General features: G+C 57.6%; 13 protein-coding genes. 7 read left to right on the top strand and 6 right to left on the bottom strand.

The genetic code is table 11. The annotated features are described in order from the left end of the window. The first annotated feature begins 390 nt into the window (after window positions 1-390). Complete coding sequence (locus tag LA5095_RS17725; RefSeq protein ID WP_055117313.1) at window positions 391-2,448, top strand: methyl-accepting chemotaxis protein; 2,058 nt, start codon at window positions 391-393, stop codon at window positions 2,446-2,448. A gap of 336 nt (window positions 2,449-2,784) precedes the next feature. Further along, on the top strand, window positions 2,785-5,220 hold the full coding sequence (locus LA5095_RS17720; RefSeq protein ID WP_055117311.1) for an ATP-dependent helicase: 2,436 nt from the start codon (window positions 2,785-2,787) through the stop codon (window positions 5,218-5,220). Window positions 5,221-5,242: 22 nt separating this feature from the next. On the opposite strand, the gene LA5095_RS17715 is transcribed toward LA5095_RS17720, so the two are convergent. Both LA5095_RS17715 and LA5095_RS17710 read right to left on the bottom strand, forming a co-directional pair. After that, window positions 5,243-5,467 (bottom strand): hypothetical protein, encoded by a 225-nt coding sequence (locus LA5095_RS17715; RefSeq protein ID WP_055117309.1) that lies wholly within the window; start codon window positions 5,465-5,467, stop codon window positions 5,243-5,245. A gap of 167 nt (window positions 5,468-5,634) precedes the next feature. Then, window positions 5,635-6,132 (bottom strand): hypothetical protein, encoded by a 498-nt coding sequence (locus LA5095_RS17710; RefSeq protein WP_055117307.1) that lies wholly within the window; start codon window positions 6,130-6,132, stop codon window positions 5,635-5,637. A gap of 189 nt (window positions 6,133-6,321) precedes the next feature. On the opposite strand from LA5095_RS17710, the gene LA5095_RS17705 reads away from it, so the two are divergent. Beyond that, the gene (locus LA5095_RS17705; protein WP_055117304.1) at window positions 6,322-7,050 is read left to right on the top strand and encodes a response regulator; all 729 of its coding nucleotides are present in this window, start codon (window positions 6,322-6,324) and stop codon (window positions 7,048-7,050) included. Then, window positions 7,043-8,383: an ATP-binding protein gene (locus tag LA5095_RS17700; RefSeq protein ID WP_158510400.1), complete on the top strand. Its 1,341-nt coding sequence runs from the start codon at window positions 7,043-7,045 to the stop codon at window positions 8,381-8,383. Before LA5095_RS17705 ends, LA5095_RS17700 begins: the two co-directional genes overlap by 8 nt. Here LA5095_RS17700 and LA5095_RS17695 read toward each other — a convergent pair. After that, window positions 8,380-8,946 carry a tetratricopeptide repeat protein gene (locus LA5095_RS17695; protein ID WP_055117300.1) on the bottom strand — a complete coding sequence of 189 codons (567 nt, stop codon included), beginning with the start codon at window positions 8,944-8,946 and terminating at the stop codon, window positions 8,380-8,382. The genes LA5095_RS17700 and LA5095_RS17695 overlap by 4 nt on opposite strands. 134 nt (window positions 8,947-9,080) lie before the next feature. Between LA5095_RS17695 and LA5095_RS17690 the strand changes: the two genes are divergently transcribed. Next, entirely contained in the window at window positions 9,081-9,971 is an 891-nt protein-coding gene (locus tag LA5095_RS17690; protein ID WP_055117298.1) for a 50S ribosomal protein L11 methyltransferase, read from the top strand. Window positions 9,972-10,174: 203 nt separating this feature from the next. On the opposite strand, the gene LA5095_RS17685 is transcribed toward LA5095_RS17690, so the two are convergent. Continuing rightward, the gene (locus LA5095_RS17685) at window positions 10,175-10,378 is read right to left on the bottom strand and encodes a hypothetical protein (RefSeq protein WP_035898125.1); all 204 of its coding nucleotides are present in this window, start codon (window positions 10,376-10,378) and stop codon (window positions 10,175-10,177) included. Window positions 10,379-10,626: 248 nt separating this feature from the next. Here LA5095_RS17685 and LA5095_RS17680 point away from each other — a divergent pair, with 248 nt between their 5' ends. Next, window positions 10,627-12,441: an aminopeptidase P family protein gene (locus LA5095_RS17680; protein WP_055118012.1), complete on the top strand. Its 1,815-nt coding sequence runs from the start codon at window positions 10,627-10,629 to the stop codon at window positions 12,439-12,441. Window positions 12,442-12,581: 140 nt separating this feature from the next. On the opposite strand, the gene LA5095_RS17675 is transcribed toward LA5095_RS17680, so the two are convergent. Then, the gene (locus tag LA5095_RS17675; protein WP_055117295.1) at window positions 12,582-14,225 is read right to left on the bottom strand and encodes a chloride channel protein; all 1,644 of its coding nucleotides are present in this window, start codon (window positions 14,223-14,225) and stop codon (window positions 12,582-12,584) included. A gap of 123 nt (window positions 14,226-14,348) precedes the next feature. After that, complete coding sequence (locus LA5095_RS17670) at window positions 14,349-14,837, bottom strand: thioesterase family protein (RefSeq protein WP_055118010.1); 489 nt, start codon at window positions 14,835-14,837, stop codon at window positions 14,349-14,351. Window positions 14,838-14,978: 141 nt separating this feature from the next. Between LA5095_RS17670 and LA5095_RS17665 the strand changes: the two genes are divergently transcribed. After that, window positions 14,979-16,394: an FAD-binding oxidoreductase gene (locus tag LA5095_RS17665; RefSeq protein ID WP_082442868.1), complete on the top strand. Its 1,416-nt coding sequence runs from the start codon at window positions 14,979-14,981 to the stop codon at window positions 16,392-16,394. The last annotated feature ends 97 nt before the right edge of the window (window positions 16,395-16,491 follow it).

The raw sequence follows: 16,491 nt of genomic DNA, 5'->3' as shown, positions 1-16,491 counted from the left end.
TTTCTGTTTCGCGAGCGTTCTGAATTTCCTTGCCCTTTACGACTGGATGAACGCATCCGGGTGCTTGAAGACGACACGCGTTCTCACTCGGTGAACAAATGGTCATTTGTTGGTTGTGCCGGAATATTACAGGTGGCTGCGATCAAAGTCAGCCGCGCAAAAAACTTCCCGATGCGTTGAGTTATCCGTGGTCGACTCTCGCCCTGCGATTTGCCGGATGGGCAAAAATACTTAGGTAATTCAAAATAATTATACCACCTGAAATTGATTCATTTGACATTCTGTGAAAAGGCCGTCGTATTTTGTCAAGTTTGTATCTGACGTTAAGTAACAGGTAAGGCGTTCGCGGCAATTTGGGGTCAAGATCTCTGTTCTGGAGGGGACACCAATATGAAACGGATCAAACTGCAGATCGCGGTGCTTGCAGGAGTGCCGATGCTGGCGGTGATCGGCTTTGCGGCGCTCAGCGTTGCTGAAAAGGTCATCGAGCGATCGCACCACGAATTCATGAAGCCGCTTACACGGATCGCCGAGGATTCCGGTAATCTGATTCACGAGCTGCAAAAAGAACGCGGCATGAGCGTGAGCTACATCAAGTCCGACTATGATCCGGCGATCATGGCGAAGCTTGATGAACAGCGCCCGAAATCCGATGCTGCCTTGAAAATATTCGACGATCACCTCGCCGCTCTCGACCTGAATGATCAAGTCTTGCTGGAAGATCTCCAGCATGTGGCCGAAGAGGTTCACAAAACCGAAAAATTCCGCAAGTCCATCGATGCAAGACAGTTCTCTGTTGCCGATGTCCTGAAAGGTTATTCGCACGAGATCGAGGAACTCATTCACGTCGTTGGTATCACGACGGAATCCAGCCCCTCGAAAGAAATCACTGCTGAGCTGCTGCCTTACCTGACGATCGTCGAAGCCATGGAGTCCGGCGGTCTCGAACGTGCCAACGGTGCAGCTTTTCTGAATGTATTCAATACAACGGGCGAGATAGACATGGGCCTCTTCAAGAAGGTCATTGCAAGCTATGGCGGCGAGCATGCCTTTTTGAAGGAATTCAAATCGGTTGCCCTGAAAGAGCAAAAAGCCATGTGGAAAGACATGGTGAAGGGGCCGGATGTCGATAAGGCCCTGGAATGGCGATACATAATTCAGGATCTGCCGGAAACAAAGGATGCAAAGGGAGTCGAAGGTGCTGTCTGGTTCGCCACGGCGACCAAGCGCCTCAACCTGATGAAGGCGTTTTCAGACGAATTGATCCACCGGGCCGAGGCTGCAGCGGACGCTGATACCGCCGCTCTCGATAATCAGATCTTCTGGCTCACGGTTATTGCGGTGGTACTGACAGGCCTCGTCCTTGTACTGGTGTTCTACCAGGTGACGTCGATTACCCGGACGCTCGGCCGCCAGCGCGATACCATCTCAAGTCTCGCGGATGGCAACCTGGACGTGACTGTTTCCGATACGGATCGTCCGGATGAAATCGGCGATATCGCGCGGGCATCCGAAATTTTCCGGGATAATCAGATCCGCCAGAAGGAACTGGAGGAAGAAGCCGAAGCCGGGCGTGCCCAGCGCCGCAGGCGGGCTGAGCAGATGGAAAGTGCGATCCATCATTTCGAGGAATCTGTCTCCGCCATTCAGGCGCAGCTTTCCTCGGAATCGGAAGGCGTTCGCGAAAATGCCTCCGAACTGGTCCAGATTGCATTGCACGCTGACGAAAGTGCGAGTGCTGCAAATTCAGCGACCGAAGAAGCAAGTGCCAATGTGCAGACGGTAGCGTCGGCAGCAGCGGAATTGTCCGCGTCGATCGGCGAAATCTCGCGCCAGGCGGCATCCGCCACCGAAATCTCCTCGGTTGCAGCTGAAACGGCTGTTTCTGCCGACAAGGACATTTCGCTGCTGGCCGAGACGGCGGACAAGATCGGTGAAGTTGTCGAGATCATCCGCGCAATTGCCGAACAGACCAATCTGCTGGCGTTGAATGCCACCATCGAGGCTGCCAGAGCCGGGGAAGCGGGCAAGGGTTTTGCCGTGGTTGCAGCGGAGGTGAAGGAACTCTCCACCCAGACAGCCAAGGCGACTGACGAGATCGCAAGCCAAATTTCCGGTGTTCAGGCTTCCACGCAGAAGTCTGTCGCGGCAATCCGGTCAATCGTCGAGAGAATCGAGGAGGTGCGCTCCGTCAGCGAGACCATCGCGGTGTCGGTGGACGAGCAGAATGCCGCCACCAGCGAGATTACCCAGAGCATCACGTATGCGTCTGACGGTGCCACTGCGGCTGCAACCAATGTCACCGGTGTCTCGGGGTCGATTGACCAGACACGTCAGAAGTCCGAAACGCTCAGCATGTCTGCCGAGCAACTCGGCGAGGTCGCCACGAACCTTTCCGAATCCGTCAATCGCTTCCTGGAAGAGGTCCGTTCCGAAGAGGCTGCATAAAGCTTCATCGGAATATTGACCGCTTCACCCCAACATGGAAGCGCTGTGATCCCGGTTTGCCGCAAAACGGCAGACCGGGATTTTTTGTCCCTGAAGACGTCTGAAGCCTGTTTGCCGAAGTTCAGTGCGGATTGATTGCTCCGGGAAGTCGTTTGCAGATTTCACAGGCTTTTTTGTCCCCACGAAATCTTGGTTTTCTGTCTCGCCAGAGCGAGTTTGTTGCTATATTGTTCTCATTCGAACATCCTGCATTGAATAGAATGCCGAATGATGCTCGAAAAGTTTAGGCACATCCGTCTGACCTTGAGCGCTCTTACGCAACTGGACCAGTAAATCATGGCAGACCCGGGCGGGTATGACGATTCCTTCGACGATCCCTTTCAGCCGAACGTTGCGCGGCAGGACACGTCACCTGTGCCGCCGCGCCCGCAAGGTGGTATCGCGGCAAGGGCGATGGCAGCCAGGCAGGCCCCGGATTATCTGGCCGGGCTGAATCCGGAACAGGCACTTGCCGTTGAAACGACGGAAGGACCGGTTCTTGTGCTGGCCGGTGCCGGAACTGGTAAAACCCGTGTCCTGACGACCCGGATCGCACATATCCTGGCAACCGGCCGTGCCCGTCCGTCCGAGATTCTCGCCGTGACCTTCACCAACAAGGCCGCGCGTGAGATGAAGGAACGTATCGCGGGCTTTGTCGGCGGAAACGTGGAAGGCATGGCGTGGCTGGGAACCTTCCACTCGATCTGCGTGAAGATCCTGCGCAGGCATGCGGAACTTGTCGGACTGAAATCCAGTTTTTCCATCCTCGACACGGACGACCAGATCCGCCTGATCAAACAGATCATCCAGGCGGAAGGTCTCGACGACAAGCGCTGGACCGCCAAGGCCTTTGCCGGAATCCTGGACGGCTGGAAAAACCGGGCGCTGACACCGGACCAGGTTCCGGAAGGCGAAGCGCGCGCATTCGCCAATGGCAAGGGGCGCAGGCTTTACGAGGAATACCAGGAACGCCTGTCGATCCTCAATGCCGCCGATTTCGGTGACCTGCTGCTGCACGTGATCACGCTCTTCAAGACCCAGCCCGACCTGCTCAAGGACTACCAGCGCCGCTTCCGCTACATGCTGGTGGACGAATATCAGGACACCAACATTGCCCAGTATCTGTGGCTGCGCCTTCTGGCCCAGGGCAACCCGAATGTCTGCTGTGTCGGCGATGACGACCAGTCGATATACGGCTGGCGCGGCGCCGAAGTCGACAACATCCTGCGCTTCGAGCACGATTTCAAGGGTGCAACGGTGGTCAGGCTGGAGCGGAATTATCGGTCGACCAGCCATATTCTGGCATCAGCGTCACATCTGATTTCCTTCAATGAGGGCCGTCTCGGCAAAACGCTTTTCACCGATTTTGAGGAACCGGACCACGATCTGGTCTCGGTCGCGTCGGTCTGGGATTCCGAAGAGGAAGCGAGGACCATCGGCGACGAGATCGAAGCACTTCAAGCCAAGGGCCATTCTCTCAACGGCATGGCAGTCCTTGTGCGGGCTTCGTTCCAGATGCGTGAATTCGAGGAACGGTTCGTCACGCTTGGCCTCAATTACCGGGTGATCGGTGGTCCGCGGTTTTATGAGCGCATGGAGATACGCGATGCGCTTGCCTATTTCCGTTGTGTTGCGCAGCCCGCAGACGATCTCGCCTTCGAGAGGATCGTCAATACGCCGAAGCGTGGTCTCGGCGATGCGACCCTGAAGCTGGTGCATGGCCTGGCAAGAGCGGAGCGGATTCCGCTGACCCAGGCAGCGCAGCAACTCATCGACACAGAGGAACTGAAGCCCAAACCGCGCAATTCTCTGAAGACCGTGCTCGACAATTTCGAGCGTTGGCGACGTCAGCTGGAGCAGCTCAAACATACCGAACTGGCCGAGATCATTCTGGACGAGAGCGGCTATACGGAAATGTGGCGACTGGACAGATCGGCCGAGGCTCCAGGGCGTCTCGACAACCTGAAGGAACTGATCCGCTCAATGGAAGAATTTGAGTCCATGGCGGGTTTTCTTGAGCATATCTCGCTGGTGATGGACCGGGACAGTGCGGACGCCAGTGATGCCGTCTCGATCATGACGCTGCATTCCGCCAAGGGTCTGGAATTTGATACGGTGTTTCTGCCGGGGTGGGAAGAGGGGCTCTTTCCTCACCAAAGGTCGCTCGATGAAAGTGGCCGGGCGGGCCTCGAAGAAGAACGCCGCCTTGCCTATGTCGGCATTACACGGGCCAAGCGGCGCGCCAAGCTCTATTTCGCCTCCAACAGGAGAATTCACGGGCTGTGGCAGTCCACGGTTCCTTCGAGGTTTCTTGACGAGCTGCCGGCGGACCATGTCGAGATCGCGGAACCATCGTCCAACTACGGCGGGTATGCCGGTGGCGGATACGGTCCCTCGCGGTTCGATACCAATGACCCGTTCGAACGTGGCAGCTACTCGACGCCCGGCTGGCAGCGCGCGCAACGGGCCAAGAAGTCGAACGACGGTTTTTCGGAAGGCGGACGCGGGTATCAGTCCGCGCGCATGAAACGCCAGGGCCCGTTGACCATCGAGGGCGAACTGGTTGCAAAGTCAGTCAGCGAAACACCTTCAGCCTATTCACTCGGAGAAAGGGTGTTCCACATCAAGTTCGGATATGGCGCCATCACGGCCATAGAGGGAAACAAGCTGACGGTCGATTTCGAAAAGGCCGGAATGAAGAAAGTCATCGACAGTTTTGTCGAACGCCACTAGAGCGCATCCATTGAATGTTGGATCATTTGACCGACGCGCTTTCTTTGGCTGCCCAGGCGGCTTGTGTGCAGCGGTGTACCCCACCACAAGCGCAAGCCAACGCAGTCAGCGGGAGAAAGAGCCCGGCCCTTCGGGTGCCGGAAAGCAGCGCATCGGCAGCGTTGCGCCACTTGACCGATGCACCACATCGCCCTTCGTGACGCGCCTTGCCGAGTGACCTGCTTTCCGGCATCAAACGAACCAACATTTAATGGATGCGCTCTAGCGCGCAGCACGAACGGTAAAACCGGCCACCTGGCGGTGGCCGGTTTGTCTCCCTCTCGCATTTCTTAAGTCATTTGCGGGTTTGAAACACCCTTTGAGGGAGACTTGACATCGGCCTCGGTGGGAACTCGGCCGAATAGCCTGGTGTCATCAGACCTCAAAATCGGCCAACAGAGGTGATGCACCGGAGAACGCGGTTCTTCCGTTTGCAGCGTAGGGCGACGCATTTCGGGTTTCTTCCAGTATTGCGTTCATGATCTCCCGCATATCGGCATCCATATCACTCCCGCGATTTTCGGACGTGCTGCCGCCAGGAGGTGGCGGCGGTGGTCCGATGTCGCCGTTCTCGAACATCGCGCTCAACTGGTCAGCCAGGTCCTGCGTCAGGGCTCCTGTCTCAACCTGGTCGGACAACATGGTGTCGAACCTGGCCTGAATGTCTTCCCCGGACGGCGGAGAGGCGGCGAAATCCGATGCGTCTGCTGTTTTGTGGTCTTCGTGTATCGCATCCAGGGCCGCAAGCATCGCGTCGGCTTCTTCGGTGGTGATTTCACCATCTTCGACCTGTGTATCGAGCGCATTGACCGCCTGGTCTCTCGGGGATGCTCCCGGCGGTGGCAATGCCGGTCCTGCACCAACTGGCATCATTGATCTGCTCCTGAAATGAATGTCCTGCCTTGAGTGAATTCAGGCTGGCATCTTGAGTGTTAACGCGATGTTAACCGTGGAAACGCGTTGTTTTCAGCGTGTTTCCATCGCGTTTTCCGGAAACACGGGGAAACAATTTTCTGAAGTTTCCTGATGAAATTGTCCCCGGAACGCGCTTAAGGTCCAGTGATGAACAGGACGTCCCATATACTCGTTGTTGAAGATGATGCCGAAATCGGACTGCTGATGAAAAGGCATCTGGTGTCGAACGACTTCAAGGTGACCGTGGCGCGCGACGGCTCTGAAATGGATCGTCTGCTGGCAAGCAACCGTATCGACCTCGTTGTTCTCGACATCATGCTTCCTGGTGAAGACGGCGTCAGCATCTGCCGCCGCCTGCGGGCCACAAGCCCGGTTCCCATCATCATCGTGTCTGCAAAAAACGAGGATATCGACCGGGTGATTGGCCTGGAAGTCGGCGCCGACGACTATTTGCCCAAGCCCTTCAATCCGCGAGAACTGATTGCGCGTGTCCGGGCCTTGTTCCGCCGCGTCGAACTGGGGGCGCGTGCGGCTCCGGCGGAAGAGGGGAGCCTGTGTTTTGAGGGTTGGCGAATGGATTGCCGTGCCCGGTATCTGTTCAATGCCGACAGGGCGGTGATTTCACTGACGCCGGCGGAATTCAATCTGCTTCAGGTTATGGTGGAACGCAGAGGACGGGTTCTGAGCAGGGATCAGCTGATAGAACTCACCCTTGGGCAGATTGGTGCATCCAACGGACGAAGCGTGGACATTCTGGTCAGCAGGTTGCGCGGCAAGCTCGAGGCTGGCGGTGCATCCTACCAGTACATCCGAACCGTCCGGTCCGGCGGCTATGAATTCGTGGCCCCGGTCACGCGTGAAGGACGTGATGATTAGGCGCCTTTGGCCCGATACCATGCTGTACCAGCTGCTGTTGCTGATGGTGGTTGCCGGCACCTTCATGACCCTGGCCGGAGTGGTCGCCACGCTCTTTGTGCGGCAGGCGCTCGACGACAATCTTTCGGTGATGAACAGTCATCTTGTCAGCGTGGCGGTGGCAAAGCTCAACGAGACACCGGCAGATTTGCGCAAGACGATTCTCTTGGACCTTCAGCGGGAAGCGCCTGGCCTGAACATCAAGCTTGTTGAGGAGAGTGACCTTGCTGCTGCCACTGATGGGGAACGTGGCCGGCGCTTTGGTCCGTTTCGCCTCGGTGACACGCTTCTTGGCATGCGCATCGAACATGTTCTGGGACCGCGGGAACTCGGCAAGGGCGCGCCGCCGCGGCTGTTCATCCGGCTCGAGGACGATAGCCTTGTCCTGGCAGAGTGGGGATTTCGCGGTCCGCCACCGCCATTGCTGGGTTTGCCGTTTTACCTGTTTGCCGGTTTCCTTGCCCTGACATTTTGCGCCCTGCTGACTTGGGCTGCACGATCTTTGGCAAGGCCGATGGCGGAGCTCGCGCAGTCAGCGTCTACATTTGGCGAGTCGGGCACCGAGCCTGTCCCGGTTGCCGAAAAAGGGCCTAGAGAAGTGCGGGCGGCTGCGGCGGCATTCAACCGCATGCAGGTCAGAATCGACAGGTTCGTGGAAAAACGCACCCGTACGCTCGCCGCGATCAGTCATGACCTGCGCACACCGCTGACGCGTCTCCGGTTGCGCCTGGACCTGCTCGAGAACGGCGATATCCGGGACAGGAGCCTTGAAGACCTGAACATCATGGACCAGCAGATAAGTGCGGCGCTGGGATTTCTGAGAGAAGGGGAAAGTTCCGAACCCGTGCTTCGGATCGATGTCCCCAGTCTGCTTCACGCGCTCGTCGATCAATATTGCGACCTGGGATTTCCCATCGAACTTCGCTGCAGCGGGCGATTTTCCATCAACGCCCGAAGGGGGGAGTTGTTGCGGGCGTTGTCCAATCTGGTCGACAATGCCAGGCAATATGGCGACGGTGCCGAAATCGAAGCCGGGGTCCGGGACGGCAAGGTCCAAATCGATATCGTCGACCACGGCCCGGGGATAGCGGAAGAAGAGCGGGATCGACTGCTCGAACCCTTTGAACGGGGGGATGCCGCTCGTCAGATCCGGCAAGGCACCGGATTCGGCCTCGGACTGTCCACCAGCAAGGCGATCGTGGAGGCGGCTTCGGGAAAACTGGGCCTCTTGGAAACGCAAGGAGGCGGCCTTACCGTCCGTATGACGCTGCCGATGGAACGCGAAAGGACCTAGAGATCCACTCCCTTGGGGGCAATCAGCATCGACCTTTCCTTCAGGTAGGGATGAATTTCGACAGCCTGGCGTAGGGTTTCCTGGCCGAGCTTCACACGCCCCTGCGTTATGAAGATCATCGCCTTTCCCGATAGCGCGCCGAAATGTCGAGGCTCCAGATCGAGCGTCCGGTCGATGTCTTCAAGACTGGCCTCGTAGTTGCCCTGGAGAAACAGCACGAAAGCACGCTGGTTCCAGCCTTCCGAGTAGTCGGGTGCTTCCGCGATGACCTCGTCGAGCAGATCTCTGGCGCCTTGAAAATCGTACTGTCCCCGCAATCGCATGGCCGTCTCCAGTTTCGACTGCAGGTCCGGTGAGGGGGCAGCTTCCAGCCAGGAACGCCAGATTTCGTTTTCTATGACTTCGGCTTCGGCCTCGTTGGGCGCCTTTTTCAAGGCATCGAAAAGCGCGTCCCGGGAGCTGTCTGCATGAGAAATGCCGGCAAGCCAAATCAGGCAGAGCGCGATGCCCAGTAAAAGCCGGTTGACCTGTGCCAGTGAGAATTGCTGCCTTTTTCGTGTCATCGCATGCCTCCGTCCCGAAAAACATGGCGCGGAGAGCGCATTTGACCAGTCAAATGTACTTGACGCTGGCGTGTTGCCTGCCTTGAGGCTATATCGCACGCCTTGACCGACAACTTATCGAGGCGGATACACGCATGAACACCATCCGGGTACGGGTCGTAGCTGACGAACGCGAAGCAAAGCGGTTTGCAGAATTGCTTGAACATGTGTTCGAGGACGATGGCAACCCGGTTACCGTTTTTGAAACGTCAGAAGACGACAGGCTCTGGTCAGCCGAAGTGCTGGTGTTCGACTTGGGAGCTGACGACGCCAGGGATCTGGTCCGCAGCCGGGTCGGTGGTGATGCGCTTGCCGGAAAGCTGGAGGCCGAAGAACTCCCGGATATCAACTGGGTGGAAAAAAGTCTTGAAGGCTTGAATCCGGTTCGCGCCGGTCGGTTTGTGGTACATGGCGGTCACGACAAGGACAAGGTTCCGGCCGGGGCGATCGGGCTGGAAATCGAGGCGGCGCTGGCATTTGGGACAGGACATCACGGCACGACGGCCGGATGCCTTGAGGAAATCGACAGGCTTCTTTCCCTGCGTGAATACAACAGCATTCTCGATCTGGGTACCGGAACGGGCGTTCTGGCGATTGCTGCGGCGCTCAAGGCGCGTCAACAGGTTCTGGCAACAGACATCGATCCTGTCGCAACCCGGACGGCGCTGGAAAATGCCCGCCTGAATGGGGCAGCCCACCTCGTCAAGGGGTTCACGGCAAACGGCGTGGAAGACCGGCGGTTTCGACTTTACGGACCGTTTGATCTGGTCATTGCCAATATCCTGGCAAGGCCCTTGATGAAAATGGCCAAGGCGATCGGTTCGCAAATGGCTCAGACCGCCACCCTGGTCCTGTCTGGCCTGAGGGTTGAGGATGGTCCTCGCATCCTGTTCGCATATCGTTGCCAGGGCTTCGTTCTGGACCGACAGCGCGAGAAAGACGGCTGGCTGACACTGACACTGGTGCGCGGCCGCAATTTTGCCTGAGGCTATGATTTCTGCGGTCTTCCGGATACGAAAAGGGCCTGCCGGACAGCCGGCAGGCCCTTTTTCACGTGCACAGTACTTCTTTGCGAGCGCCTGAGCCCCATTTGATCACGGAAGGTCCATTGAAAGACGGACGCCCCGGTATTGATCGCATTTTTTGATGGCTGTGCATCTCATCCGCGTTCAACCGAACGCTGAGTGCATCAGAAGGGGTTAACTGCAGCACCTTCGCGCTCGAGCTGGTCACGGTCATAGCCGTGAGCGGAAAGAGTCGCGTCGTCCAGGGACAGCAGGTAGCCATTGACATAGCGGCGTGCCTGATGCGAACGGGCTTCAACCATACGGTCAAACGCGCGGCGCATGAAGCTGTTGCCGGAGCGGGTAGAAGTCGTGGTTGCGATAGTCATCTCAATCATTCCCATTTGAAGTTGAAGAGCTTCCCTAGGGAGAAACGTCTTTATTTGTTCTTGTCCCTAATATGCAGGTTCACGCGCGGATCCGGTAGGCCTCCAGATGCATGACAGCTTTGCGTCTTTCGCATATGCGAAGAGATTGCTGCGTTGCAAAATGACGTTAAACTGTTTCTGATTCAGCGAGTTTTACGGAAAAATTATCCGTCTTGATCCGCGGCGGCGGTCAAATTACCGTGCCGCTCATGTTCCAGTCCTTCGAAGATCTCAGTGATCCCTCCTGCGGAGCGCCGCATGCAGCGCTTCTCAGGGCCGAACTCGCCCGCCTCGGCCTCGACGGCTTTCTGATCCCGCGCGCGGATGCCCATCAGGGCGAATATGTGCCGCCGCATGACTGCCGCCTGCAATGGCTGACGGGATTTACCGGCTCGGCCGGTGTTGCAGCGGTTCTGGGCGGCAAGGCTGCCATCTTTGTGGATGGGCGCTACACGATCCAGGTGCGCGAGCAGGTGGATATGGAGGTGTTTCCTGCGCAGCATCTGATCAACGCGCCTGTGAGTGAATGGCTGGCGACGCATTTGCAACCGGGACAAAAGCTCGGCATTGACGCCATGCTGCATACCGTGCGTGAGGTTCGGCGTCTGCGAGAAGTCTGCCAGGAAGCGGGCGCAGAACTGGTTACGCTCGATGACAATCCGCTCGACAGTGTCTGGGAAGACCGCCCCGAACCGCCTCTTGGACAGGTCTCGCTGTATCCGGTCGCGCTGGCGGGAAAGTCCTCTCAGGAAAAAATCTCTGCGCTTCAGTCTGCCCTCAGCGACAAGAAAGCCGATGCCTGTGTTCTGACGCAACCGGATTCCATTGCGTGGCTGCTCAACATTCGCGGGTCGGACGTCACGCACACGCCTCTGCCCCTGTCATTTGCAACCGTCCCATCCAGCGGAAAACCGTCCCTTTTTATCGACGGCCGCAAACTTTCCAATTCGGTACGGGACACCTTGAGCGAACTGACGGACCTTGAAGAACCGGGCGACTTCAAGACCGGACTTGCGTCGCTCGGAAAGGCCGGTTCGAAGGTCATGATCGATCCGGCGCTTGCCGGTATCGGGATTGCGGACGCGATAACGGATACAGGCGGCACTCTGATCGAGGCGCAAGATCCTGTTCTGTTGCCGAAGGCGGTCAAGAACGAGACGGAACTCAACGGCGCGCGCGCAGCGCATCTTCGCGATGCAGCGGCATTTGTGAATTTCCTGTGCTGGTTCGATGAAGAGGCCCCAAAAGGCGGCCTGGACGAGATCGGCGTGGCAGAGAAGCTGGAAGAATTCCGGCGGGCAACCGGTGTTTTGAAAGACATTTCCTTCGACACGATCTCAGGTGCCGGACCGAACGGAGCCATTTGCCACTATCGAGTCAGCCGGACAAGCAATCTCCGGATTCCTCAGGGAAAGCCGTTCCTGATCGATTCAGGCGGACAATACGAAGACGGCACGACCGACATCACCAGAACGCTGGCAGTTGGTGATGTGAGTGCGGAGATGAAGAAAAATTTCACGCTTGTTCTAAAAGGTCACATTGCGATCTCGACAGCGCGTTTTCCTCAGGGCACGACAGGTGCGCAACTGGACACGCTTGCCCGGATCGATCTGTGGAAGGCGGGACGGGATTTCGACCACGGAACCGGCCACGGCGTGGGTGCCTATCTGGGTGTCCATGAAGGACCTCAACGGATTGCCAAAACCGGGACGGTGCCCCTAAAGCCGGGCATGATCCTGTCCAATGAACCCGGATTTTATCCGGCCGGGGAATATGGCATCCGACTGGAGAACCTGGAGATCGTGACGGAAGCTCGGGACATTGCGGGTGGGGAAAGGCCGATGCTCGGCTTCGAGACCATTACGCTGGTTCCCATGGATCTGCGTCTCGTCGACGTGTCCTTGCTGACAGCTTTCGAACGCGATTGGTTGAACCGCTATCACACACGCGTCCGCGCCGAGGTCGGACCTCTGGTCGGGGCAAAGGAACGTATCTGGCTGGAAAAGGCGACGGAGGCGATCTAGCCCGAACGGAGCGCATCGGGTCGAGTACGTGCCACATTCTTGACCCGACGTTCCGTCATCCCGGCAACCGCGGGGATGACAGCGTTTGGCTCGACCTTGCCCGAACTGTCCGGATAACCGCATTTACGACAATCAGCAGCTTAGTGGTGCTCTTCCTTGGTGGCCTTGATCAAGGCGGCGTTGAAGTACCGCAGGCCCCTGACATGGCGGGCCAGGCCGATGACCTTGGTCGCATCTCCCTTCCGAACGACAGGCAACGTGGCCTTGCCGCAGGAATCGAAGCTTTTCAAGGCACTTTCCAGAGTATCGGTATCGTGCAGATAGGGCCCATCTTCACCCGGGTTGAAGAGCTGCTCCTCCTCGTTTTCCGGTGGTGGATCCATGAAATCACGGACCTTCACGGTTTCGCTCAGGAATTGATGCGCGCCTTCATTGACGAAACATCCGCGCATGCCAAGCTGCCAGTGGAAATAGGACTTGCCGTGAACGGCCTGTGTCAGTCCCGTTGCGATCGAGACCGCGAGCAGCAGCGCGATCGACAGGGCGTAACCGCCGGTCAGTTCGAAGACAATGACGGTGGTTGAAAACGGCGCTCCAAGCACCGCGGCCGCAACCGCTCCCATGCCAAGAATGGCATAAAGGCCATGGCTCGAGGCCATTTCGGGAAACACGGAGGCTGCGATCAGACCGAACGCACCGCCTGTCATGGCGCCGAGGTAAAGGGAGGGCGAAAATATGCCGCCTCCAAACCTCGATGCGAGCGTTATTGCCGTTGCTGCGGTCTTCACCACAAGAAGGGTCAGCATCGTGTTGATGGTCAGTTCGTGTTTCAGCGCAAGATCCGTCGCCTCGTAGCCGACTCCCAGAATCTCCGGATAGAAAACACCGATCGCACCGACAGCCAGACCACCGATAACCGGTCTGAGCCAGAGGGGCATTGTTATATTGCGTGCCGTCCAGTCGCTGCCGATCAATGCAAACTGGAAGATGATGGCGACGGCCGCACACGTCAGTCCAAGGAGCGCAAAAGCGGGGATTTCCAGATAGGACGTGATTTCGTATTGCGGGATTTCGAAGGCTGCAACGTTTCCGAACCACAGGCGGGACAAAAGCGTTCCCATGACCGACGCCAGCACGATGGGCACGAAGGCTGACACCGCGTAGTGCGCCAGCACGACTTCATGGGCAAACAGAACACCGGCGATCGGAGCGTTGAAGGAGGCTGAAACACCGCTGGCCACGGCGCAGGCGAGCAGGATCCGGCGGGCTGAATCGGGAAGCTGGAAGAAACCGCAGACCGCCGTTCCTACCGTTGCTCCAAGGTGAACGACCGGGCCTTCGCGACCTGCGCTGGCACCGCCGCCGAGCGAAATAACCGTGACCAGCGCGGACCACAGACCGGCCTTGAAGGGCAGACCGCGGCCTCCATAGGCGCGCGCCTCGATAACGTCGGCAACTCCGCCGGCCCGCTGATAGGGGTGGTACTTGTGCAGGATCCAGCCGACCAGCAATCCGGCAATCGCCGGCGCGAGCATGACAATCCACCAGGGTTGCTGGGTGGCAGCCTGGATCGTGAGTTCAGTCGTCGTGCGCAGCCAGGGCCACTGGATAAGTCCGATGGCGGTGCGGAAGGCAATCGCGGCCAAGGCCACCAGTGCACCGACAAGTAGTGCAAGCAGCCAGACCACGGGCAGTTTGCTTGCCCGGAACTGGCGCACGTTGGGGGTAATCCAGCTGATGAGGATGTCTGGAAGTTGACCGGCGGTTTCTATTATCTTGCGCATTTGTCGGGCCGGAGAAGCGAGGACATTGTCTTGTTGTGCCCATCTTGCCCGAGTCGGTGCGAAAGAACAGGCCTACAATCCCGTCATATGCTCCAAATCACTCCATTTTGTTGTTTGAACCGCTTATTTTGCGATCGCAATGCGCCGGCCGGCTCTTTCGGGCAGCAATAGCGCGACCTGCGCGTCGCTTAATGACTTCAGATTGGCCAGGATATCTTCCGGCCAGGGGGCAACCTTGCGGGCGGTCATGTCGACGTGAAGGCTGAGCTGTTCGGAGGTTGCCGACAGCCAATGCTCTTCGGCGTGACGCAATTCCTGAAAGAAATGGGCCCGCTTGGAGTCAAAGTCCACAAGTTGAAGTGTGCCAATCACCGGCATGCCTGCACCAAGTTCGCGAAGATAGCAGACATGTACTTCCGCCGTGAAATAGGAGGCTCCGCGTGTCTTCAGATATTCGGGTCCAAGGCCCAGTCTTTCGAAGACCTGGTCGACCGCCGTGTCAAAGAGAACGTTGTAATAAGCCATGTTCAGGTGGCCGTTATAATCGATCCACTCGTCCTTGACCGTCATGACGTCACTTTCGACCGGTCCTTCACCCCACTCAGCCTTCATGCTGGACTCCTTCAGAATTTTCCTGCAAAGCTCTGCCGCCAAAGCCGGATTTGGCTTTGACCTTTTCCTCATCCGCTAACATATTCAATAACGAAATGCGGGGCCACATCCAGGTTCCGGAAGGAAGGACGGCGGCTCGAAATGGCGATAGAAGCAAAAGCAGACCTGCTGAATGAGCAGCAGCATGACGTTGCAGGTGTTATCAGGGCACTGAAGGAGCGGTTCGCTGATCGCTGCGCGACATCGCATGCCTTGAGAGAGCAGCACGGACACACAACCACCTGGCTCACGAACCAGCCGCCCGACGCTGTCGTATTTGCAGAAACGACCGACGAGGTGGCTGAAATCGTCCGGCTCTGCGCCGCAGAAAATATTCCGGTAATCGCCTTCGGCACAGGGACTTCGCTCGAAGGACATGTCAACGCACCTCGCGGAGGAATTTCGATTGATCTCAGCAGGATGAATCGGGTTCTTGAAGTGAATTCGGACGACCTTGATTGCCGGGTCGAGGCGGGCGTGACCCGCAAGCAGCTCAACAGTTATATCAGGGACACCGGATTATTCTTTCCGATCGATCCCGGTGCTGATGCCAGCCTGGGCGGCATGGCGGCAACCAGGGCATCAGGTACGAATGCCGTTCGCTATGGGACAATGAAAGACGCGGTTCTCGGGTTGACGGTGGTTACGGCCGACGGGAGCATTATCAAGACAGGCGGCCGTGCCAGGAAGTCCTCTGCCGGCTACGATCTGACGCGTCTGTTTGTCGGGTCCGAAGGAACGCTGGGTATCATCACGGAGCTGACCATCCGGCTTCATGGTCAACCGGAGGCAATTTCCGGAGGTGTCTGTCCTTTTCCTGATGTGGAGGCTGCCTGCCAGGCCGTGATCATGACGATCCAGATGGGCTTGCCGGTCGCACGGATCGAGCTGCTCGACAGCCTTCAGGTCAAGGCTTGCAATGCCTATTCAAAGCTGGACCTTGCGGAGACGCCGACACTGTTCCTGGAATTCCACGGATCGGAAGCCGGGGTTCAAGAGCAATCGGAGATGTTTTCTGCCATAGCCGATGAACTTGGCGGCGGCCCGTTCAAATGGGCCACGGTGGCAGAAGACCGAACCAGACTCTGGTCGGCACGTCACGATGCCTACTGGGCGGGCAAGGGATTGAGACCGGAAGCTCAGATCGTGGCGACCGATGTTTGCGTGCCGATCTCGCAGCTTGCCGAATGCGTGATCCAAACTGCGCAGGACATTGAGGCCGAAGGACTGCTGGCACCGATTGTGGGTCACGTCGGCGACGGCAATTTCCACGTCCAGATTCTGGTTGATCTCGATGATCCGGAGGAAATGCGAAAATCCGAAGCTTTTGTTGAACGGCTCGCGATCCGTGCCCTCGATATGGGCGGAACCTGTACAGGCGAGCACGGTGTCGGCCAGGGCAAGCAGAAATACATGAGGCGGGAACATGGTGATGCACTCGAAATGATGCAGGCAATCAAGCAAGCGCTCGATCCGCACAATTTGATGAATCCGGGCAAGATCCTGCCGCAATCATGATACTCTATCGAATCAGTTCGATAAGCTCGTTTTAACCGCGGCAGCTTATATGTTAGGCGGCAGGCGTAACTTTCCCTGTTTCTATTTGCGGTGCAGC

The organism is Roseibium album, assembly GCF_001404515.1.
GTDB lineage: Bacteria > Pseudomonadota > Alphaproteobacteria > Rhizobiales > Stappiaceae > Roseibium > Roseibium album.
This window is presented reverse-complemented; position numbering and strand designations above follow the sequence as displayed.